Origin of the sequence: Polaribacter sp. SA4-12, assembly GCF_002163675.1 — a bacterium.
Taxonomy (GTDB): Bacteria; Bacteroidota; Bacteroidia; order Flavobacteriales; family Flavobacteriaceae; genus Polaribacter.
Genome location: NZ_CP019334.1, coordinates 1,606,121 through 1,628,124 on the forward strand (window position 1 = coordinate 1,606,121; position 22,004 = coordinate 1,628,124).

Annotated in this window: 20 protein-coding genes and 5 tRNA genes; 4 read left to right on the forward strand and 21 right to left on the reverse strand. The window is 30.8% G+C overall.

The window, feature by feature from the left end:
- Window positions 1-29 precede the first annotated feature (29 nt).
- The 21 genes from rplL to BTO07_RS06900 all read right to left on the reverse strand — a co-directional run bounded on the left by rplL (window position 30) and on the right by BTO07_RS06900 (window position 12,663).
- On the reverse strand, window positions 30-401 hold the full coding sequence (gene rplL / locus BTO07_RS06800) for a 50S ribosomal protein L7/L12 (protein WP_087520518.1): 372 nt from the start codon (window positions 399-401) through the stop codon (window positions 30-32).
- Between the two features lie 49 nt (window positions 402-450).
- The gene (gene rplJ, locus BTO07_RS06805; RefSeq protein ID WP_087520519.1) at window positions 451-969 is read right to left on the reverse strand and encodes a 50S ribosomal protein L10; all 519 of its coding nucleotides are present in this window, start codon (window positions 967-969) and stop codon (window positions 451-453) included.
- A 19-nt stretch (window positions 970-988) separates the two neighbouring features.
- The gene (gene rplA / locus BTO07_RS06810) at window positions 989-1,678 is read right to left on the reverse strand and encodes a 50S ribosomal protein L1 (protein ID WP_087520520.1); all 690 of its coding nucleotides are present in this window, start codon (window positions 1,676-1,678) and stop codon (window positions 989-991) included.
- Between the two features lie 20 nt (window positions 1,679-1,698).
- Window positions 1,699-2,136 (reverse strand): 50S ribosomal protein L11, encoded by a 438-nt coding sequence (gene rplK, locus BTO07_RS06815; protein ID WP_087520521.1) that lies wholly within the window; start codon window positions 2,134-2,136, stop codon window positions 1,699-1,701.
- Between the two features lie 76 nt (window positions 2,137-2,212).
- The gene (gene nusG, locus BTO07_RS06820) at window positions 2,213-2,764 is read right to left on the reverse strand and encodes a transcription termination/antitermination protein NusG (protein ID WP_087520522.1); all 552 of its coding nucleotides are present in this window, start codon (window positions 2,762-2,764) and stop codon (window positions 2,213-2,215) included.
- 2 nt (window positions 2,765-2,766) lie between these two features.
- Window positions 2,767-2,964: a preprotein translocase subunit SecE gene (gene secE / locus BTO07_RS06825; protein WP_087520523.1), complete on the reverse strand. Its 198-nt coding sequence runs from the start codon at window positions 2,962-2,964 to the stop codon at window positions 2,767-2,769.
- A 20-nt stretch (window positions 2,965-2,984) separates the two neighbouring features.
- Window positions 2,985-3,056, reverse strand: a tRNA-Trp gene (locus tag BTO07_RS06830).
- Window positions 3,057-3,132: 76 nt separating this feature from the next.
- Entirely contained in the window at window positions 3,133-4,320 is a 1,188-nt protein-coding gene (gene tuf, locus BTO07_RS06835; RefSeq protein ID WP_087520524.1) for an elongation factor Tu, read from the reverse strand.
- A 60-nt stretch (window positions 4,321-4,380) separates the two neighbouring features.
- Window positions 4,381-4,453: transfer RNA gene (locus tag BTO07_RS06840), tRNA-Thr, on the reverse strand.
- Between the two features lie 17 nt (window positions 4,454-4,470).
- Window positions 4,471-4,543: transfer RNA gene (locus tag BTO07_RS06845), tRNA-Gly, on the reverse strand.
- A gap of 14 nt (window positions 4,544-4,557) precedes the next feature.
- Window positions 4,558-4,639 (reverse strand) — tRNA-Tyr (locus BTO07_RS06850).
- 55 nt (window positions 4,640-4,694) lie between these two features.
- Window positions 4,695-4,768: transfer RNA gene (locus BTO07_RS06855), tRNA-Thr, on the reverse strand.
- A 106-nt stretch (window positions 4,769-4,874) separates the two neighbouring features.
- Window positions 4,875-5,183: a ribosome hibernation-promoting factor, HPF/YfiA family gene (gene hpf, locus BTO07_RS06860; protein WP_087520525.1), complete on the reverse strand. Its 309-nt coding sequence runs from the start codon at window positions 5,181-5,183 to the stop codon at window positions 4,875-4,877.
- A gap of 3 nt (window positions 5,184-5,186) precedes the next feature.
- On the reverse strand, window positions 5,187-6,080 hold the full coding sequence (locus BTO07_RS06865; protein ID WP_087520526.1) for a tyrosine-type recombinase/integrase: 894 nt from the start codon (window positions 6,078-6,080) through the stop codon (window positions 5,187-5,189).
- A gap of 129 nt (window positions 6,081-6,209) precedes the next feature.
- On the reverse strand, window positions 6,210-6,407 hold the full coding sequence (gene rpsU / locus BTO07_RS06870; RefSeq protein ID WP_036822200.1) for a 30S ribosomal protein S21: 198 nt from the start codon (window positions 6,405-6,407) through the stop codon (window positions 6,210-6,212).
- A gap of 305 nt (window positions 6,408-6,712) precedes the next feature.
- The gene (locus BTO07_RS06875; protein ID WP_087520527.1) at window positions 6,713-7,879 is read right to left on the reverse strand and encodes an acyl-CoA dehydrogenase family protein; all 1,167 of its coding nucleotides are present in this window, start codon (window positions 7,877-7,879) and stop codon (window positions 6,713-6,715) included.
- Between the two features lie 19 nt (window positions 7,880-7,898).
- A complete protein-coding gene (locus tag BTO07_RS06880; RefSeq protein WP_087520528.1) occupies window positions 7,899-8,792 on the reverse strand; it encodes a ComEA family DNA-binding protein in 894 nt (297 codons plus the stop codon).
- Between the two features lie 10 nt (window positions 8,793-8,802).
- Complete coding sequence (locus tag BTO07_RS06885) at window positions 8,803-10,395, reverse strand: alanine/glycine:cation symporter family protein (RefSeq protein WP_087520529.1); 1,593 nt, start codon at window positions 10,393-10,395, stop codon at window positions 8,803-8,805.
- Between the two features lie 86 nt (window positions 10,396-10,481).
- The gene (locus BTO07_RS06890) at window positions 10,482-11,381 is read right to left on the reverse strand and encodes an SDR family oxidoreductase (RefSeq protein ID WP_087520530.1); all 900 of its coding nucleotides are present in this window, start codon (window positions 11,379-11,381) and stop codon (window positions 10,482-10,484) included.
- A 52-nt stretch (window positions 11,382-11,433) separates the two neighbouring features.
- A complete protein-coding gene (locus BTO07_RS06895) occupies window positions 11,434-12,438 on the reverse strand; it encodes a potassium channel family protein (RefSeq protein ID WP_087520531.1) in 1,005 nt (334 codons plus the stop codon).
- Between the two features lie 3 nt (window positions 12,439-12,441).
- The gene (locus tag BTO07_RS06900) at window positions 12,442-12,663 is read right to left on the reverse strand and encodes a PspC family transcriptional regulator (RefSeq protein ID WP_087520532.1); all 222 of its coding nucleotides are present in this window, start codon (window positions 12,661-12,663) and stop codon (window positions 12,442-12,444) included.
- Window positions 12,664-12,844: 181 nt separating this feature from the next.
- On the opposite strand from BTO07_RS06900, the gene uvrA reads away from it, so the two are divergent.
- From uvrA to BTO07_RS06920, 4 genes are all read left to right on the forward strand, one after another.
- Window positions 12,845-15,667, forward strand: a complete 2,823-nt coding sequence (gene uvrA / locus BTO07_RS06905; protein ID WP_087520533.1) for an excinuclease ABC subunit UvrA — start codon at window positions 12,845-12,847, stop codon at window positions 15,665-15,667.
- A 53-nt stretch (window positions 15,668-15,720) separates the two neighbouring features.
- Window positions 15,721-16,428, forward strand: coding sequence for a TIGR00730 family Rossman fold protein (locus BTO07_RS06910; RefSeq protein WP_087520534.1), 708 nt, complete (start codon window positions 15,721-15,723; stop codon window positions 16,426-16,428).
- A 153-nt stretch (window positions 16,429-16,581) separates the two neighbouring features.
- Entirely contained in the window at window positions 16,582-19,341 is a 2,760-nt protein-coding gene (locus BTO07_RS06915) for an aminopeptidase (RefSeq protein WP_232457101.1), read from the forward strand.
- Between the two features lie 157 nt (window positions 19,342-19,498).
- On the forward strand, window positions 19,499-21,952 hold the full coding sequence (locus BTO07_RS06920; protein WP_087520536.1) for an alpha-ketoacid dehydrogenase subunit alpha/beta: 2,454 nt from the start codon (window positions 19,499-19,501) through the stop codon (window positions 21,950-21,952).
- Window positions 21,953-22,004: the final 52 nt, after the last annotated feature.

Here is a 22,004-nt window from a genome sequence, read left to right on the forward strand (position 1 = left end):
TCGATTAACTCGAAATCGAGAGTAATATCTTACTTAAGCTCTACTTCAGCTCCAGCTTCTTCTAAAGATTTTTTAAGACCTTCAGCCTCATCTTTAGTTACACCTTCTTTTACTGCTGCTGGAGCACTATCTACGATACCTTTAGCTTCTTTCAATCCTAAACCAGTTAATTCTTTAACTAATTTTACAACTGCTAATTTAGAAGAACCTGCTGCTTTTAAAATTACATCAAATTCAGTTTGCTCTTCTTCTGCTTCTCCTGCTGCTGCTGGACCTGCTACTGCTACTGCTGCTGCTGCTGGCTCAATACCATATTCATCTTTTAAGATAGTAGCTAATTCATTAACTTCTTTTACTGTTAAGTTAACTAATTGCTCTGCGAAATCTTTTAAGTCTGCCATTTTAATTGTTTTAAAAATTTTGTTTATTATAGTTTATTTGTGCGCGTAATTATTTTTCAGATAAAGTTTTGATAATACCTGAAAGTGTTTGACCACCTGATTGTAATGCTGAAATAACATTTTTAGCTGGTGATTGTAATAATCCAATGATTTCTCCAATTAATTCTTCTCTAGATTTAATATCTACTAAAGCATCTAATTGATCATCTCCAATATATACAGATTCTTCTGCAAATGCACCTTTTAAAATAGGTCTATCTTTAGTTTTCTTTCTGAATTCTTTGATTAATTTTGCTGGAGCATTTGCTGCTTCAGAAATCATCATTGATGTATTACCTTTTAATACTGATGGTAAGTCTCCAAATTCTTTATCTGAAGCCTCCATTGCTTTTGCAAGTAATGTATTTTTAACTACTGATAACTGAACATTTGCCTTAAAGCACTCTCTACGTAAATTAGATGTAGTTTGTGCATCTAATCCAGATATGTCTGCTAAATATAAAGTATTTGTTCCTGCTAATACTGCTGTTAAATCTTGTATTACTTGTGATTTCTCTTCTCTAGTCATGATTATAAGTTTTAACGTATTAAACAGCTTTAACCTCAACCTCAATACTAGGACTCATCGTACTAGACATAAAAACGCTTTTTACATACGCTCCTTTTGCAGTTGTTGGTTTCAATTTAATAATTGTTTGTATTAACTCGTTTGCATTTTCTTCAATTTGCTTAGCATCAAAAGATACTTTACCAATTGCAGCATGTATAATCCCAGTTTTATCAACTTTAAAGTCAATTTTACCAGCTTTAACATCCTTTACAGCTTTTGCAACATCCATAGTTACTGTACCTGTCTTTGGGTTAGGCATTAAACCTCTAGGACCTAAAACTCTACCTAAAGGACCTAATTTTCCCATTACACTAGGCATGGTAATAATTACGTCTACATCTGTCCAACCTCCTTTAATTTTTTGAAGGTACTCATCTAATCCAACATAATCTGCACCAGCTGCTGTAGCTTCGGCTTCTTTATCTGGTGTTACTAATGCTAAAACTTTTACATCTTTTCCTGTTCCATGAGGTAATGTTACAACTCCACGAACCATTTGATTTGCTTTACGAGGATCAACTCCTAAACGTATTGCTAAATCTACTGATGCATCAAACTTTACATTAGTAATGTCTTTGACTAGCGCTGAAGCTGCTGCTAAATCATAAGATTTAGAGCTATCTACCTTTGCGTAAGCTTCTTTTTGCTTTTTTGTTAATTTTGCCATTTTACTACTTTTTATAAAGTTTATGCTGGAGCATCTCCTTTTACTGTTAATCCCATAGAACGTGCTGTACCTGCAATCATACGCATTGCTGAAGAAATTTTAAAGGCATTTAAATCTACCATTTTATCTTCTGCAATAACTTTAATTTGATCCCAAGTAACTGATGCTACTTTCTTTCTGTTTGGTTCTCCTGAACCCTTTTTAATTTTGGCCGCTTCTAGTAACTGGACTGCTGCAGGAGGAGTTTTTACAAGAAAATCGAATGATTTATCTTTGAAAACAGTAATAACAACAGGTAAAACTTTACCTTGTTTGTCTTGCGTTCTTGCATTAAACTGTTTACAGAACTCCATAATGTTAACACCAGCAGCTCCTAAAGCGGGTCCAACCGGCGGCGATGGATTCGCTGCGCCTCCCCTTACTTGTAACTTAACTACTTTACTAACTTCTTTTGCCATTTTAAAAATGTTTAATGATTTGTTTTAATTTTGGAAGCTTAAAAACAAATCGTTATATATAATATTTGTGTAACAATTATATCTTTTCTACTTGCATATAACTTAATTCTAATGGTGTTTTTCTTCCGAATATCTTAACCATTACTTCAAGTTTACGCTTTTCTTCATTTACTTTTTCTATAGTTCCATCAAATCCATTAAACGGACCATCAACAACTTTTACAGTTTCTCCAATATTAAAAGGAATTGCAATGTTTTCATCTTGAATTGAAAGTTCATCAACTTTACCAAGCATTCTATTTACCTCAGATTTTCTCATAGGAACAGGTTCACCACCTTTTGTTTCTCCTAAAAAACCTATAACTCCAGTAATTGCTTTTATAACGTGAGGTACCTCTCCTGAAAGATTTGCTTCAACCATTATATAACCAGGAAAGAAAGCTCTTTCTCTGTTTACTTTTTTTCCATTTCGAATTTGAATAACTTTTTCTGTAGGAACAATTACTTGACTTACATAATCAGATAAACCAACACGCGAAATTTCAGTTTCAATATAAGCTTTCACTTTATTCTCTTGTCCACCAATGGCTCTTACAACATACCATTTCATTACTGAATCAGTTGCCATAATTAATTAGATTTAAACATTCCAAAAAAGTTATCTAATCCAGTTTGAAAAACATAATCTATACCAGCTACTGCTAATGCGAATATAATTGTAAAAACAGCTACAGTTACCGTTGTTTTCTGAGCATCTTCTTTAGATATCCACGTCATGTGGTTACTTAATTCGTCAAAAGAATCTTTGATATATTGTATAAAGTTCATATTACTTTTATGTTTTATTGCACGGGCGGAGAGATTCGAACTCCCGACAGCTGGTTTTGGAGACCAGTGCTCTACCGCTGAACTACGCCCGTTTCTTATTCATTGATAAAGGCGTTCCGTTAAAAACGGAACACCCTTATAATTTATTATTAATAAACTAAAAATTAATTAGTCTAATAATTCAGTAACTTGACCTGCACCAACAGTTCTACCACCTTCACGGATTGCAAAACGTAAACCAACATTTAATGCGATTGGTTGATGTAAATCTACTGTTATTGTTAAGTTATCACCTGGCATTACCATTTCAACTCCATCAGGTAAATTAATAGTACCTGTAACATCTGTAGTTCTTACATAGAACTGAGGACGATAGTTGTTATGGAATGGAGTGTGACGTCCACCTTCTTCTTTCTTAAGAACATAAACCTCTGCTTTAAATTTAGCATGAGGAGTTACAGAACCTGGCTTACAGATTACCATACCTCTTTTAATATCTTCTTTTGCAACACCTCTTAATAAGATACCTGCGTTATCTCCAGCCTCACCTCTATCTAAGATTTGACGGAACATTTCAATACCAGTAATAGTAGAAACCATTTTCTCAGCTCCCATACCAATAATATCAACAGCATCTCCTGTATTAGCAATACCAGTCTCAATACGACCAGTAGCTACAGTACCACGTCCAGTAATAGAGAATACATCCTCAACTGGCATTAAGAAATCTTTATCAATTTCTCTTAAAGGCTCTTCAATCCATGCATCAACAGCTGTCATTAATTCTAACACACTATCAACCCATTTTTGCTCACCATTTAAAGCACCTAAAGCAGAACCAGCAATTACAGGTCCATTATCTCCATCATACTCATAGAAAGAAAGTAATTCTCTTACTTCCATATCTACTAATTCGATTAATTCTTCATCATCAACCATATCCACTTTATTCATGAATACAACCATACGAGGAATACCAACCTGACGTCCTAATAAGATATGCTCTCTAGTTTGTGGCATTGGACCATCTGTCGCAGCAACCACTAAAATAGCACCATCCATCTGAGCAGCACCAGTAACCATATTCTTTACGTAATCCGCGTGACCTGGACAGTCAACGTGAGCGTAATGACGATTAGCTGTTTGATACTCTACATGAGAAGTGTTAATTGTAATACCTCTTTCTTTTTCCTCCGGTGCATTATCAATTTGATCAAAAGATAAAGCAGCAGAAAATCCTGCATCAGCTAATACTTTAGTAATAGCCGCAGTTAAAGTTGTCTTACCGTGATCTACGTGTCCGATAGTACCAATGTTTAAGTGTGGTTTCGAACGGTCAAAAGTTCCTTTTGCCATAATTATTAATTTTAATTCTTAGTTTAAATATATTTAACGTGTAATATTCTTTTTAAAGTGAGCCAGCGATGAGATTTGAACTCACGACCTCATCCCTACCAAGGATGCGCTCTACCAACTGAGCTACACCGGCTTGTTGATATTTTTTTGAGCGAAAGACCGGGTTCGAACCGGCGACATTCAGCTTGGAAGGCTGACGCTCTACCAACTGAGCTACTTTCGCAATATGTAAATTTGTGGGGAGAGCAGGATTCGAACCTGCGAAGACGTAGTCAACGGAGTTACAGTCCGTCCTCGTTGGCCGCTTGAGTATCTCCCCTTAAATTTACTATTTCAATGAACTAAATTGCTTTCACAATTATTTTGTTGTTTTGAGCCGATGGAGGGACTCGAACCCACGACCTGCTGATTACAAATCAGCTGCTCTAGCCAGCTGAGCTACATCGGCTTTTGATGCAAAAAACAACCCGCTATTCCTAACGGGTTGCAAATGTACGAAGTCTTTTTAGATTTCAAAACTTTTTCAAAAACTTTTTTTATTTTTTTTTTGAAACTTATGAAATTATTGAATCTCTAAGCTTCTCTTTTGACCTTTTTAATTGTCTCTTTAAATTATCAACTGCAAGGTTTATGCCCTCTTCAAAGGTTTTTGCTTCTCTTTTTATAATTAATTCACTTCCTGGTATATTAATTTTAACTTCTGTTAATTTATTTTCTTTATCACTAATATTAAGAACTTTTAGAAAAACTTCTGCATCAACTATCTTATCATGGTACTTAACTAACGTTAAAACCTTTTCATCTACATAATTTATAAGTTCTTTATCTGCATTAAAATTTACTGACTGAGTGAATACTTTCATACGTTATCCTTTTTTATTGCTCCTAGGGTGAGCCTGATTATACACTTTTTTTATAACATCAAGGCTATTTTGAGTATAGACTTGTGTTGAAGCTAAAGAAGAATGCCCTAGCAACTCTTTAACTGAATTTAAATCTGCCCCTTCATTCAAAAGATGTGTTGCGAAAGAATGCCTTAATATATGTGGGCTTTTTTTCTCTTTTGAAGAGACTCTACTAAAGTAGGAATTAATAATTCTGTAAACAAGAGTTTCATAAATTTTATTTCCTTTCTCTGTAATAAAAAGTTCTTCTACCCCAATTGTAAATTCTTTTTTCAGCTCTAAATATCTTTTTAAGGTTTGAATTACAGACATTAATAAAGGAACAAACCTTTCTTTATTTCTTTTCCCTAATACTTTAATAGTTTTGTCTGAAAAACTAACATCTCTTTGTTTAATATTGATTAATTCTGCTCTTCTAATACCTGTTGAATAGAACAATTCTACAATTAACTTGTTTCTTATGGAAGCAAAATCATTATGATCTTCAACTTCTATTTCATTAATTACAGCATTTATTTCTTTAGATGAAAAAGGTACTTGTACTCTTTTTTCTATTTTTAAAGCTCTGTGTTTAGATAGTGGATTACTTTCTATTTGTTTTGTTTTCTGTAAGAACTTATAAAAAGACTTTAAAGAACTCACTTTTCTATTAATAGTTCTATTTGATATTTTACTATCAACCAAACTAACGACCCAGTTTCTTATTTGAGGATAATAAACTTCCAATAAGTCTTCTTGGGTATATTCTGTAGCTAAAAAATCTCTAAATGAGATTAAATCATTTTGATATGCAGTAATTGTATGTACAGAATATTTTTTCTCTAAAGACAGATATTCTAAAAAAGCATCAATCAAATTGTTAGTAGTTAGTCGTTAGTCGTTAGTCGTTAGTCGTTAGTCGTTAGTAAAACTACAAAAAATTAAACATAAAAAACCCGTATTGAAAATTCAATACGGGTTTTATTTCTAGAATATAAGTTATTTCTAACCTACTTCTTCTTGTGTTCTTAATCTCTGAACGTAAGAAGCTTTAATTCTTTGAGCTCTGTTTGCTACAGAAGGTTTTGTGAAGTTCTTTCTTGCACGCAAGTTTTTCATCGTTTTAGTACGATCAAATTTTCTTTTGTAACGTTTTAAAGCTCTATCTATATTCTCTCCTTCTTTAATTGGTATAATTAACATAAGTTGGCACCTCCCTTCATAGTATCTTTATATTTTGAATAGTAACTAAACTATTGATTTTATTTTTTCGACTGCAAATGTAATTATTAATTACGAATTACAAATTATTAATTGCTAATTCTTTTTAATAACAGATTTGCGTTAGGGATTGAACGGTTTGTTTGAGCTCTTTTATTTTTTTTTTAAAATAAAAAGCGAGTAGTGAAAGCCCGACCTTTAGGTAACGCCCTTAAAAAAGTTATCAGTTATCAGTTATCAGTTATCAAAACTAAAGAATTGTAAGCTGGGACTCTGTAATTTTACTATTAAGTTGCCTTCTTGTATTCTTTTTTATCAATTACCATTTTTGCGATAATCTCTTTTAAGATTTCTGAAGTCCCACCTCCTATTGGCCCTAACCTACTATCTCTTAGCAAACGTGCCATTGGATAATCTTCCATATAACCATAACCACCTAACATTTGTAGTGCGTCGTAGATAACTTCATCCGCCATTTTTGTAGAAAGTAATTTAGACATACTTGCCTCTTTTACTACATACTGACCATCGTTTAATCGTTTTGTAATTGAGTAATTATACTCTTTACACATATCTACTCTACTTGCCATTTCAGCAATTTTGTGTCTTAAGACCTGAAACTTATCTAAAGATTTACCAAAAGCAATTCGCTCTTGCATATACTCTAAAGCATAATCCATTGCAAATTCTGCTCTTGCATGGGCATTTACTCCCATAACTAAGCGTTCTAAAGCAAAATGTTGCATTATATAAGGAAAACCTTTTCCTTCTTCGCCTAATAAATTTGTTGCTGGAATTTCTACATTATCGAAAGCAATTTCTCCTGTATCTGAAGCTTTCCAACCTAATTTATCTAACATTGTTGCTGATACTCCTTTTGATGCTCTATCGACAACAAATAGACTTATTCCTTTATATTTTTCTGAAGGATCAGTTTTTGCGGCAACTATTAAATAATCTGAATGAACTCCGTTTGTTATAAATGTTTTTGAGCCGTTTAATATGTATTTATCTCCTTTTTTAATTGCTGTAGAACGCATACCTGCAACATCTGATCCTCCAAAAGGTTCTGTTATACACAGACAACCAATCATATCTCCTTCTACACTTGGTACTAAATATTTGTTTTTGATAAAATCATCACCTTCTTTATTAAGATGTGTCATTGCTAAATATTCATGTGCCCACATTGCTGCAGCAAAACCACCTGAATTCACTTTTTGTAATTCTTCTAAAAAAATAACAGTGTAGAATAAATCTAAGTTTAAACCTCCAAATTCTTCTGGAGTATTTAAACCAAAGTATCCCATTTCTCCAAATTTCTTCCAAATGAAACGTTCTATACTTCCATCTTTTTCCCATTTGTTTATATGAGGAACTACTTCTTTCTGTAAAAAATCTTTAAAACTAGCACGAAAAGCTTCATGCTCTTCAGTAAAATACATACTGTTCATTATTATAGAAATTTATTTATTATTCAGCGACCAAATATAAGACTATTCTATCATACTTTTCCAATGGAAAATCCTTGATCTTTTTTAATTCTGAAACAGACTGAAGTTCAGCTACTTCATCTCTATATTCAAATATCTTTTTACATAAATTATAATCTATGTAAGGGTTTTTCAACAACTCTTTAAATGTTACCGTATTTACGTTTTCTTTTTGAATGATTGGTTTCTCTGCCACATTAAAGGTTGATAACACTTTTTCTGCAACTTCTTTTTCTAAACCCCAAACTTCGTTAAGTTGACTTTTAAAAGAAAAGCCCTGTAATTTAGTACGATACTTAATAATTCGCTCTGAAAAGGCTGCTCCAATTCCGGTAATAGTTCTAAAATCTTCTGCAGTTGCTTTATTAATATCCGTAGTAGTTAAAGTTGGTTTCGGTTTCTTATAAACAGATTGCTTCGTTCCTCGCAATGACGAATTTGAAGAATTATTACGTTTTGTAACCCAATCTGGAAATTTAAAATAAGGTGAGATTTTATTTAATAAGCTATCAGAAACTTTGGTTACTTGTTGAAACTCTTTCTTTGAATTGATAAACTTGTTCGTTTTTCTAAATGCAAGTAATCTATCTATTTCATTTAAAGACATTCCTAATTGTTCTCCTTTATAATCTGTTATATAATTAGGATTAAAAGGATATATTTTAAGCTTTCTGTTTTCTACTTCAATTGCTCGTAAACTATCTATTTGTTGATGAAATGATAAGACTTCTGAAGAATTTAAGTCTGTTTTGTCATCCGAAAAAAAATCACCAAAAACAATAATTGATTGTAATATGATTACAAATATTGCTAAAAAGAAAACCCCATTTCTTTGGCTTTTGTTATACCAGAAATGGGATTTAAATATGTTCATAAAAATTATGTTATGCTTTACTAGCTTTTATAGCATCCTTATATTTCACTAATTCTTCTTTTACCTTAGGCGCAAGAATTATTAAACCAATCATATTTGGAACCATCATTGCAAAAACCATTGCATCTGAGAAACCGATTACAGAACCTAAACTTGCTGCTGCACCAATTACCACAAAAACACAGAATAATACTTTATATGTATATTCCATTTTTTTAGATCTACCAAATAAGTAAACCCAACCTTGAAAACCGTAATAAGACCAAGAAATCATAGAACTAAATGCGAATAAAACAACTGCTACAGTTAATACATAAGGAAACCAAGAAATTGCAGATTCGAATGCTCCTGAAGTTAATAAAATAGCTTGCGCATCATTTAAAGATGCATTTTCAGCAGCAACATTACCTGTAATAATTAAGACTAAAGCTGTCATTGTACAAACTACAACTGTATCGATAAATGGTTCTAACAAAGCAACCATACCTTCACTTGCTGCATACTTTGTTTTTACAGCTGAATGTGCAATAGATGCAGAACCAATACCAGCTTCATTTGAAAAAGCTGCTCTTCTAAATCCTTGAACTAAAACTCCAACTGCACCACCAGCAATTCCTTCTGGGCTAAATGCTCCATTAAAAATTTGCATAAATGCATCACCAATCATACTATAGTTTGCAAAAATTACAAACAAAGAAGCTGCAACATAAATTGCCACCATAAAAGGAACAATTTTATCAGTTACTTTTGCTATTTTTTTAATTCCACCAATAATAACAATACCAACTAAAATAGCCATTACCAACCCGAATAACCATCCTTTACCATGTAAAAAAGATACTCCTCCAACTGGTGTTGTAATATTTTCTACTAATTGAAAAGCTTGATTTACTTGAAACATGTTTCCACCTCCAAAAGAACCTCCAATTACAAAGACTGCAAATAAACCTGCTAAAATTTTACCTAATGTTTTATTTTTTAATCCTTTTGTTAAATAATACATTGGACCTCCATAAACAGTACCATCTTCTTCAATATCTCTATACTTTACACCTAAAGTACATTCTACAAATTTAGAAGCCATACCTAAAAACCCTGCAATAATCATCCAAAAAGTAGCACCTGCACCACCAATAGAAACCGCAATTGCAACACCTGCAATATTTCCTAAACCAACTGTTGCTGATAAAGCAGCAGTTAAAGCCTGAAAGTGAGAAACCTCTCCACTATGCCCTTCAATTCTTATTGTATCTGGATTATCTTCTTCATCTGTAAATTTAGATTTCGCTATTTCTACATTATGATCTACTCTATCTTCTAAATCATCATATTTACCTCTAACTATATTTATTGAAGTAAAAAAACCTTTAAAGTTTATAAAATTGAAGTAAAAAGTAAAATAAGTTGCTCCTAAAATAAGTGGAAATAATACCCAATAAATACTAACTGTATCTGTAAAAGGAATTTGATAAAAAATGATGTCTACAAACCAACCTGTAAGATTACCAAATACCTCATCAATTTGTTGATCTAAACCTTTTTCTTGAGCAAATGAGAAAAATGGCGTTGCTAAAAATAACAACGAAAGAAGTTTTTTATTCATAATTTATTTTGATTAGTTTTTATATCGTAGCCGCAATATCATAAAAAATTGCTCTTTCAACAAGTTTTGAGCGATAAAAGTGATTTTTACGCTATAATAACTTTAAATCTTTGCAAATCTTCTTTAAAAGATTTTGGATAAAACTCTAAAACCTTATTTGTTTTTGATAAATCGAAACCCGTTTTAGCTGGTCTTGGTGCAGTTTGATTTAAAGTTGATGTAGAAATTGGTTTTATCAAACTTTTATCTAAATGAAATGCATCAGCAATTTGTTGTGCAATTTCATAAACACTTAATAATTCGTTTGATGAGATATTATAAATTCCTGTTGCTTTTTTATCCATAGATATTTTACAAGCCAAAGCTAAATCTTCTACATAAGTTGGTGCTCTAAACTGATCATCAACAATTGTAATTTCTTTACCTTTTTCTAACATGCTTTTCACCCACAACACAATATTGTTTCTATTCATATCATATACTTTTCCGAAAACTAAAATAGTTCTTAAAATAGTATAGTCAATTTTAGAATTAATTAAAACTTCTTCAGATTTCAATTTAGACAATCCATAATAACTTAATGGATTCGGAGTATCTGTTTCTTTATAATTCCCTTTTATTCCATCAAAAATAAAATCTGTAGAAATATGAATTAAGTGCGCATTTATTTCATCAGAAATTTCTGTCAACCATTTAACAACGGTTACATTTAGCAAATCACATGCTTCTTTATCACCTTCACAATCATCAACCTGCGTCATTGCTGCAGTATTAATGATAAAATCTGGATGAATCTCTTTTAGTGTATCTTTTAGGTTTTCTTCATTAGTGATATCAATAGAAACATAAGAAAAGTCATCTCTTCCACTTCTATTTTTTCCTCTTGAAAAACCAAAGACCTTATATGTATCTTTTTCTTTAAGTAGTAAATTTAATAAAGATTGACCTAACAATCCATTACTACCTGTAATAACAACTTTAATCATTTACTTTAAAATATAATATTGTTTTTTCTACCATTGCAAGAGTAAGTTCTAGTTAAAATAATTCTCTTAATTTTATTATTTGCTCTGGTCGACCTAAAACAATTAAATGGGACCCTTTAATCAAAACGCAATCTGCTTCTGGGTTTATAATATATTCTTTATCAGGTTTTATAAAACCGATTACCGTACAACCTGTTTCTTTTCTTAAATCTAAATCTAAAATGGTTTTATTGATGTACTTTATCGGTAAATCATCTACAGCAATCTCTTCTAAATTAGCTGTTGTTTCTCCTTCTATGGTTAATCTGTCTACAAATTCTATTACATCTGGAGTAACAACTAACGACGCCATGTGATCCCCACCTAATTTATCTGGCATAATAACATTACTTGCCCCAGCTATTTTTAATTTACTATAAGAAGATTCGTTTGATGCTCTACTTATTACTTTACAATTTTTATTTAATTGACTTACAGTTAAAACCACAAATAAATTATTTGCATCAGAAGGTAAAGCCGTAATTAAATTAGAAGCTTTTTCTATACCCGCTTTTAATAAAGTTTCATCTAAAGTTGCATCACCATAAATATTTAAGATTCCTTCTGCTTCTAAAGATTCAGTTCTTTCCTTATTTTTCTCAACTACAACAAATTTTGTATTGTAATTTTTTAATTTTAAAATTGCTTGCTTTCCATTTCTACCATATCCACAAACAATGGTATGTCCTTTTAAATTTGATATTTGTTTCTCCACTTTTCTATGCTTAAAATGTTCAAATAATCTACCACTTACTAAATATTCTGAAAAAGCTGAAACAGCGTAACCAAAAACAGAAATACTTGTTAAAATTAAAAATATAGTAAAAACTTTTTCTTCTGGAGAAAATGGTCTTAATTCTCCAAATCCTACAGTTGTTACAGTAATTACAGTCATATATAATGCATCCACAAAAGAATAATGAGAAAGCAACATATACCCAATTGTTCCTATTGATAAAATAGTAACAACTAAAAAAAATGTTTTATTTATTTTAGATTCTAATACATTTATCTTCATAAACTATAAATCAAATACTGAACTTCTTTTGGTGTATAACATATCTTTTAACTTGAATAAAAATGCCATCGTTAAGTATAAACCAAAAGACAAACCAACTGTAAAAAAAGTAACATAAATAAAAAATAAGCGCACATTTAAAGCTCTCATTCCTATTCTATCAGCTAATCTCGATGAAACATGAAATCCATTTCTTTCAAAAAAATGTCGAATACTATCAATCATTTAATGTTAAAATATTTAAATGCAAGATAGTATTTTATGGTTTCATAGCAATACATTTAGATTCCTGTTTTTACTGGAATCACTTTTTAACAAAAAGTTAAATATTAAAAGCATTAAACAATCGTTCTTTGATTAAAATTGGATTCTTTAACTTTGCGTTTTTCCGAAAAAAACTCCACATTTGAAAGACCAAGAATATATAGAAGTTTACGGGGCAAGAGTCCATAACTTAAAAAATATTGATGTAAAAATACCTCGCGAAAAACTAGTTGTAATTACTGGTTTAAGTGGAAGTGGGAAATCATCTTTAGCTTTTGACACCATTTATGCTGAAGGACAAAGACGTTATATTGAAACGTTTTCTGCCTATGCAAGACAATTTTTAGGTGGTTTAGAAAGACCAGACGTTGATAAAATTGATGGCCTTTCGCCAGTAATTTCTATCGAACAGAAAACCACAAACAAAAGTCCACGTTCTACAGTGGGTACAATTACAGAGATTTACGATTTTTTAAGATTACTTTTTGCACGAGCTGCAGATGCCTACTCTTATAATACAGGAGAAAAAATGGTGAGTTATTCTGATGAACAAATCAGACAACTAATTTTAAAAGATTTTGATAGCAAAAAAATCGCTGTTTTAGCACCTTTAGTTAAATCTAGAAAAGGACATTATCGTGAGCTTTTCGAACAAATTTCTAAACAAGGTTTTTTACGGGTTAGAGTTGATGGAGAAATTAAAGAAATAGAAAAAGGAATGCGTTTAGATAGATACAAAACGCATGATATAGAAGTTGTAATTGATAGACTTCTCATAAATGAATCATCAGAAAAACGTTTAGAGGAAACAATTAAAACGGCTTTGTATTCTGGGAATAACATTATGATGGTTATTGATATTGACGACAATAATCCTCGTTATTTTAGTAGAGAGTTAATGTGCCCAACATCAGGAATTGCATATCCAAATCCAGAACCTAATAATTTTTCTTTTAATTCACCAAAAGGCGCATGTGATAAATGTAATGGTTTAGGGATTACAAACGAAATCAACTTAAAAAAGGTAATTCCAGATTATTCAGTTTCTATTCAAAATGGAGGAATCATTCCTTTAGGAGAACAAAAAAGTAGCTGGATTTTTAAACAAATAGAAAACATTGCCGAACGTTATAAATTCAAATTAACAGATACCATTAAAAGTATTCCAAAAGAAGCTTTAGACATTATTTTAAATGGAGGAAACGAATCTTTTGAAATTGAATCTAAAGCTGCTGGTGTAACAAGAAATTACAAAATTGATTTTGAAGGAATTATTTCTTTTATTGAAAATCAATATACAAGCGCAGAAAGTACTTCTATAAAACGTTGGGCAAAAGGTTTTATGGATGAAGTTTCTTGCTCTTCTTGCGAAGGAAAAAGATTAAAAAAAGAAGCGCTTCATTTTAAAATTACAGACAAAAACATCAGTGATTTAGCTCAAATGGATATTACTGAACTTGCAAAATGGTTCAAAAATATTGAGAAAGATTTATCAGAAAAACAATTAACCATTGCTTCTGAAATATTAAAAGAGATAAGAACTAGAATCCAGTTTTTATTAGACGTTGGTTTAGATTATTTAGCACTAGATAGAACCTCTAAATCGCTTTCTGGCGGAGAAGCGCAAAGAATTAGATTGGCAACTCAAATAGGATCTCAATTAGTTGGAGTTCTCTATATATTAGATGAGCCAAGTATTGGATTACACCAACGTGATAATCAAAAACTAATAGATTCTTTAGTTAAATTACGAGATATTGGAAACTCTGTTTTAGTAGTTGAACACGATAAAGACATGATGGAACACGCAGATTTTGTGTTCGATATTGGTCCTGGAGCAGGAAGACATGGGGGAGAAATTGTTTCTTCTGGGACTTTTGAAGATTTAAAAAAACAAAACACTTTAACTGCTGATTATTTAACAGGTAGAAAAGAAATTGCCGTTCCTAAAACTCGAAGAGAAGGAAATGGTAAATTCATTAAATTAAAAGGAGCTACTGGAAATAATCTAAAAAATGTTTCTGTAGATTTTCCATTAGGAAAAATGATTTGTGTTACGGGAGTTTCAGGAAGTGGAAAATCTACTTTAATAAACGAGACTTTATATCCTATTTTAAATGCTCATATATATAGAGGTGTAAAAATACCGATGCCTTACAAGAAAGTTGAAGGTTTAGAACATGTAGATAAAGTAATTGATATAGATCAATCTCCAATTGGTAGAACTCCACGTTCTAACCCTGCAACCTATACAGGTACTTTTGGTGAAGTTAGAAGTTTATTTGCAAAAACTCCTGAAGCCGCAATTCGTGGTTACAAACCTGGTCGTTTTTCTTTTAATGTTAAAGGAGGAAGATGTGAAACTTGCCAAGGTGGAGGCGTTAGAGTTATAGAAATGAACTTTCTACCTGATGTTCAAGTAGAATGTGAAACGTGTCAAGGAAAACGTTTTAACAGAGAAACTTTAGAAATCCGTTATAAAGGAAAGTCGATTTCTGATGTTTTAAATATGACCATTGAAGATGCTACCGTTTTCTTTGAACTAATTCCTAAAATCCACAGAAAATTAAAAACAATTAAAGATGTTGGTTTGGGGTATATTACTCTAGGACAACAATCTACCACACTTTCTGGTGGAGAAGCACAAAGAATAAAACTAGCAGCAGAATTATCTAAAAGAGATACAGGAAACACTTTTTATATTTTAGACGAACCCACAACAGGACTTCATTTTGAAGACATTCGGGTTTTAATGGATGTTCTAAATAAATTAGCAGACAAAGGAAATACTGTTTTAATTATTGAGCATAATTTAGATGTTGTAAAATTAGCAGATTATGTTATTGATGTTGGTATGGAAGGTGGAAAAAAAGGTGGAAAAATTCTATGTAAAGGAACTCCAGAAGAAGTTGCTAAACATAAAACTAGTTATACTGCTAAGTTTTTGAAAAAAGAACTATTTTAGCAAGCATTTCTTTTTTCAAAAAAAGGGAACATAAATTTAAAAAAAGACGAATAATGACAAACGACGATAGAAAAATAAAAGAAAAATTACAACACAAAACTTGGAATGAAATAAAAACAAAAGACGCCTGGGGAATCTTTAAGGTTATGGCAGAATTTGTAGATGGATACGAAAAACTAAGTAGAATTGGTCCTTGTGTTTCAGTTTTTGGTTCTGCACGAACAAAAGAAGATCACGAGTATTATAAACTAGCTGAAGAAATTGCTTTTCAACTTACACAAAATGGATATGGAGTAATAACTGGTGGTGGACCAGGAATTATGGAAGCTGGTAATAGAGGCGCGCACAGAGGAAAAGGTATTTCTGTAGGTTTAAATATAGAATTACCTTTCGAGCAACATGATAATCCTTGGATTGATCGTGACAAAAATTTAGAATTCGATTACTTTTTTGTTCGTAAAGTAATGTTCGTAAAATACTCACAAGGTTTTATTGTAATGCCTGGTGGATTCGGAACAATGGATGAACTTTTTGAAGCAATTACCTTAATTCAAACAAAAAAAATTGGTCGTTTCCCAATCGTTTTAGTAGGTACAGAATTTTGGAGTGGTTTATTAGATTGGATTAAAAAAACACTTATTGCTGAAGGTAATATTAGTGAAGAAGATTTAAATTTATTTAGAATTGTTGATACTGCAGAAGAAGCTGTAGAACATTTAAATAAATTCTATTCTAAATATCAATTAAAACCTAACTTTTAAAAAGAATTTATATTCTTTTTTTTACATAACTGGTTCGTTTTTTCACCTAAACGAACCAGTATAAAAAAACTACTTTCATAAAATAAATTTGCTGAAATTTACTTGAAAAATCATTATTACATATTACTATTATGCCTTTTCGCATCAACTTTTGTGTTTTCACAACAGAACTCCATCAGCATAAAATCTAAATTAGATACAGAGAAAGATGAATTAAAAATTCAACAAGAAATTATTTTTTACAATACATCAGACTCTATATTAACAAGCATCTTCCTTCACAATTGGGGAAATAGCTACAAAGACAGAAAGACACCTTTATCTAAAAGATTTATTAAAGACTTTAAAAAAGACCTATACTTTGCAAAAGAAAAAGATCTAGGTTCTTCTACTATAAAAAGCCTTTCTGTAGATTTTTCGAGTGTCAATTTTAAGGAATTAAAAGATCAAGCAGACATCTTAGAAGTTTTTCTTGAAAGCCCGTTATATCCAAATTCTAAAATTAAAATATCTTTAATTTATATAGTAAAAATACCAAGTGCACGTTTTACTAAATATGGTAAAACAGAAAAAGGGTATCATCTTAGAAACTGGTATATAACTCCTGCTATTTACAACAAAGGATGGCAATATATGAGTAATTTAAATCTAGATGATTTATATGAAAAAGGAACAGATTTTAAGATTGAAATTGACGTACCAAAAGAATTCATTGTAGAATCTAATTTGTATCAATACGAAACTAAAGAAAAAGAAAAAAACAACTATTATTTAGTTGGAAAAAACAAAACTGACGTTCTTTTAGGTATCAACAAAACCACACAAATAAAAAGCTTTGTTACAAAAACGGTTACTGTTCATACAGATGTTTTCTCTGAAGAATTAGACTTTAATTTAACCACAAGTATTTTAAATAGGGAATTACTTTTTATACAAAAATACTTAGGAAAATACCCTCATATAGAAATCTACATAGATAAAGCCACACAAAGTAAAAACCCAATTTTTGGCTTAAATCAATTACCAAAATTTTTACGCCCTTTTTCTGATACATTTAAATGGGATATTACCATGTTTAAAGCTTTAACAAAAAGGTATATAGAAAATACAATTCTGTTAAATAAAAGAAAAGATTATTGGTTAATTGATGGTATTCAGAATTATTTAATGATAGAATATGTAGAAAAATTTTACCCAGAAGTTAAACTATTAGGTAATGCATCTAGCACTTGGCCATTAAAAAACTTTAATATTTCTAAATTAGAATTTAATGATAAATATCCGTTTATTTATCAATTTACAGCGCGTCAATTTTTAGACCAAGCACTTAATACATCTTCAGATTCACTGTCTAACTTTAATAGAAAGATAGTAAGTAAATACAAAGCTGGTTTAGGATTCCGTTTTTTAAAAGGCTATTTAGGTGACAGTATTCTAAACCAAACAATTCAGGAGTTTTATCAGAATAATCAATTGAAAATTATTTCCAGTAACAAATTCCATGATTTAATTTCTACAAAAACCACTAAAAAATTAGATTGGTTTTTTAATGATTTTGTAAAAACAAATAAAAAAATAGATCATAAAATAGAACACATAAAAACAGAAAAAGATAGCGTATCTGTTACCATAAAAAACAAAAGAAACATTATAACTCCTTTGGCTATTTATGCACTTAAAGACAAAGAGGTACAGTTTAAAAAATGGATCTACGATATTGATAGTACAAAAACTGTAAAATTTAAGAAAGGAGATTACGATACGTTTGTATTGAACTACGAAAATTTATATCCTGAATTAAATACTTTAAATAACTGGAAAAGGATTGACAAACAAATATTTAACAAACCTATAAAGTTTTCATTATTAAAAGATGTTAATACCCCAAACACCAATCAAGTTTTTTATCAACCAGATGTTGGTTATAATTTTTACAACGGACTAATTCTTGGTATTAAATTACACAACAAACCTCTTATTAAAAGAAATTTCGAGTTTAAAATAGCTCCTTATTACGCTACAAAAAGTAATACAGTTATTGGACAATTCTCATTACAATATAATCAGTTTTTCGAAAAAACTAAAATACAAAAAATAACATATGGCTTATTTGGAAGCACCTTAGATTACGCTCCAAATTTATCTTATAAATCATTCATACCATATGTAGATATAATTTTTAAAAGAAAAACCTTAAGAGACGCCACATCAGAATCATTGAGAGCTAAAGTAACTCATATTGATAAAGAAATAGCCCCTAATGCAATAAGAAACCCACAAGACAATTACAGTATTCTTAGTTTAAGTTATAATTATTCAAATCCAGATATTATAAAAGAATTTAGATATAGTTTTAATACTGAATTTGCTCAAAAATTTTCTAAAATTTCTTTAGACCTTAGGTTTAGAACATTGACATCTACAGACACACAATTAGATTTTAGATTTTTTGCAGGTATGTTTCTTAGCAACAAAACATCTGGAGATTATTTTAGCTTTGGTTTAGACAGAAGTAATGATTATTTATTTCAATTAAATTACTTAGGAAGATCAGAAAGTACTGGTTTTTTTAGTCAACAGTACATTATTACTGAAGGAGGTTTTAAATCTGTACTTCCTACAAGGTTTGCAAATCAATTTATGATTTCAAACAACTCAAGCATTGGTTTATGGCGCTGGCTAGAAGTTTATAACGATGTTGCTTTCTTAAAAAATAGAGAGCAACCTCTGTATTTTGCTTACGAAAACGGAATACGTTTTAACTTTGTTCATGAAATATTTGAAGTTTATTTTCCATTCTACTCCAATAATGGTTGGGAAGTATCTCAGGCAGCATATCCACAAAAAATAAGGTTTTCATTATCTACTGATATAAAATCTATTTACAACTTTTTTAGACGTGGATTTTTATAATTTAAAAACAATCTTTAACAGTTTTGTTGTTTTTTAAACTATCCTCAATAAAAACCTGTAAAACCAAATAAATGTTACGAATTTCTTAAAGAATATTTAAATTTTTAAATATCAACTAAAAAAACTATCTTTGCACTACTCTAAAACACCCAATAAAATGCTGCAGGAAACACAAATTGAAAATAAACAAAAACTTTCTTTTGAGGATTTTAAAACAGAAGTTTTAAATGATTACAGAATTGCTAAGATTAGTAGAGAGTGCAGTTTATTAGGACGTAGGGAGGTTTTAACTGGAAAAGCAAAATTTGGAATTTTCGGAGACGGTAAAGAAGTACCGCAATTAGCTATGGCTAAAGCTTTTAAAATTGGAGACTTTAGGTCTGGTTATTATAGAGATCAAACTTTTATGATGGCTATTGGAGAATTAACTCCACAACAATTCTTTGCTGGTTTATATGCACATACAGATATAGAAGCAGATCCAATGTCTGCAGGTAGACAAATGGGAGGTCATTTTGCTACTCATAGTTTAAATGAAGACGGAACCTGGAAAGACTTAACAAAGCAATATAATTCAAGTTCAGACATCTCACCTACTGCTGGTCAAATGCCACGTTTATTAGGATTAGCTCAAGCATCAAAAATTTACAGAAACGAAAAAAGTGTTCAGCATAAATCTAAATTTTCTAATAAAGGAAATGAAGTTGCTTGGGGAACTATTGGAAACGCAAGTACAAGTGAAGGTTTATTTTTTGAAACGATAAATGCTGCAGGAGTTTTACAAGTACCAATGTTAATGAGTGTTTGGGATGATGAATACGGAATTTCGGTTCACGCTAAACACCAAACAACTAAAGAAAGTATTTCTGAAATATTAAAAGGTTTCCAAAGAGAAGATAACACAAATGGTTATGAAATTTTTGTTGTTAATGGTTGGGATTATGTTCAACTAACGGATACTTATAATAAAGCAGCAAAAATTGCGAGAGAAGAACATGTTCCTATTTTAATTCACGTTAAGGAATTAACTCAACCTCAAGGTCATTCTACATCTGGTTCTCACGAAAGATATAAAGGAACAGAAAGATTAGCTTGGGAAAAAGATCATGATTGTATTACAAAAATGCGAAAATGGATTTTAGACTTTGAGTTAGAAACTGAAGGTGGTGAAATTTTACGTTTTGTAGAATCAGAGGAAGAGATTATCATACTAGAAAAGCAAGCAAAGAAAGAAGTTTTAAGTGCAAAAAGAAATGCATGGAACGCTTTTATTAATGAAATAAAATCTGAAGTTACTACTGCGTGTCAGTTATTAGATAACGTTGCTGAAAAAAGTAAAAATGGTTCTTTTATCATCAAACATAAAGAAGATTTAATAGCAATCGTAGAACCTAGTAGAAAAGACATTTTATCTGCAACAAGAAAAACGCTACGTTATTTAACAGATGAAAGTTTTGCCGAAAAAATATTACTTCAAAATTTCATAAAAAAAATAATAAAGATAGCAACCATAAAATTCTCATCACATTTACATAGTGAATCAGATTTTAATACTGTAGATGTATCAGAGAAAAAACCTGTTTACGCTAAAAATCAAACTTTAGTAGATGCAAGAGTTATCATGAGAGATAATTTTGATGCAATTTTAAAGAAATATCCAGAGGTAGTAATCTTTGGTGAAGATGCAGGTTTTATAGGTGATGTAAATCAAGGATTAGAAGGTCTTCAAGAAAAATACGGAGAAATAAGAGTAGCCGATACTGGTATTAGAGAAGCAACTATTATTGGGCAAGGTATTGGTTTAGCAATGCGTGGTTTAAGACCAATTGCAGAAATACAGTATTTAGATTATTTGCTATATGCTTTGCAAATTATGAGTGATGACCTTGCTACTCTTCAATACAGAACTTTTGGAAGACAAAAAGCGCCATTAATTATAAGAACACGTGGACATAGATTAGAAGGAATCTGGCATGCCGGTTCACCAATGGCAGGAATTATAAATAACGTTAGAGGAATTCATGTTTTAGTCCCTAGAAACATGACAAAAGCAGCAGGATTCTATAATACTTTATTAGAAGGAGATGAACCTGCAATAGTTATTGAATGTTTAAATGGATATCGATTAAAAGAAGAATTACCTTTAAATTTAGGGGAATATAAAACTCCTATTGGCGTTGTAGAAACCGTTAAAGAAGGTACAGATTTAACCGTTATTTCTTACGGATCTACTTTGAGAATTGTAGAAGAAGTAGCAAAAGAACTACAGCAAGTAGCTATTAGCATAGAAATTATAGACATTCAAAGTTTACTTCCTTTTGATTTAAATCACGATTGTGTAAAAAGTTTAGCTAAAACAAATAAATTATTAATTATTGATGAAGATGTTCCTGGCGGAGCTTCTGCATATATTCTACAAGAAATTTTAGAAAACCAAAATGGTTACATGCATTTAGATAGCAAACCAGCTACTTTAACGGCAAAATCTCATAGAACTGCTTATGGTACAGATGGAGATTATTTTTCTAAACCTTCTGCAGAAGATATTTTTGAAAAAATTTACGAAATAATGAACGAAGAGAATCCTAATAAATTTAAAAGTTTATACTAAACTTCGTTTTAAATAACATATTCTAAAGCTCAAAAATTGATTAATTTTTGAG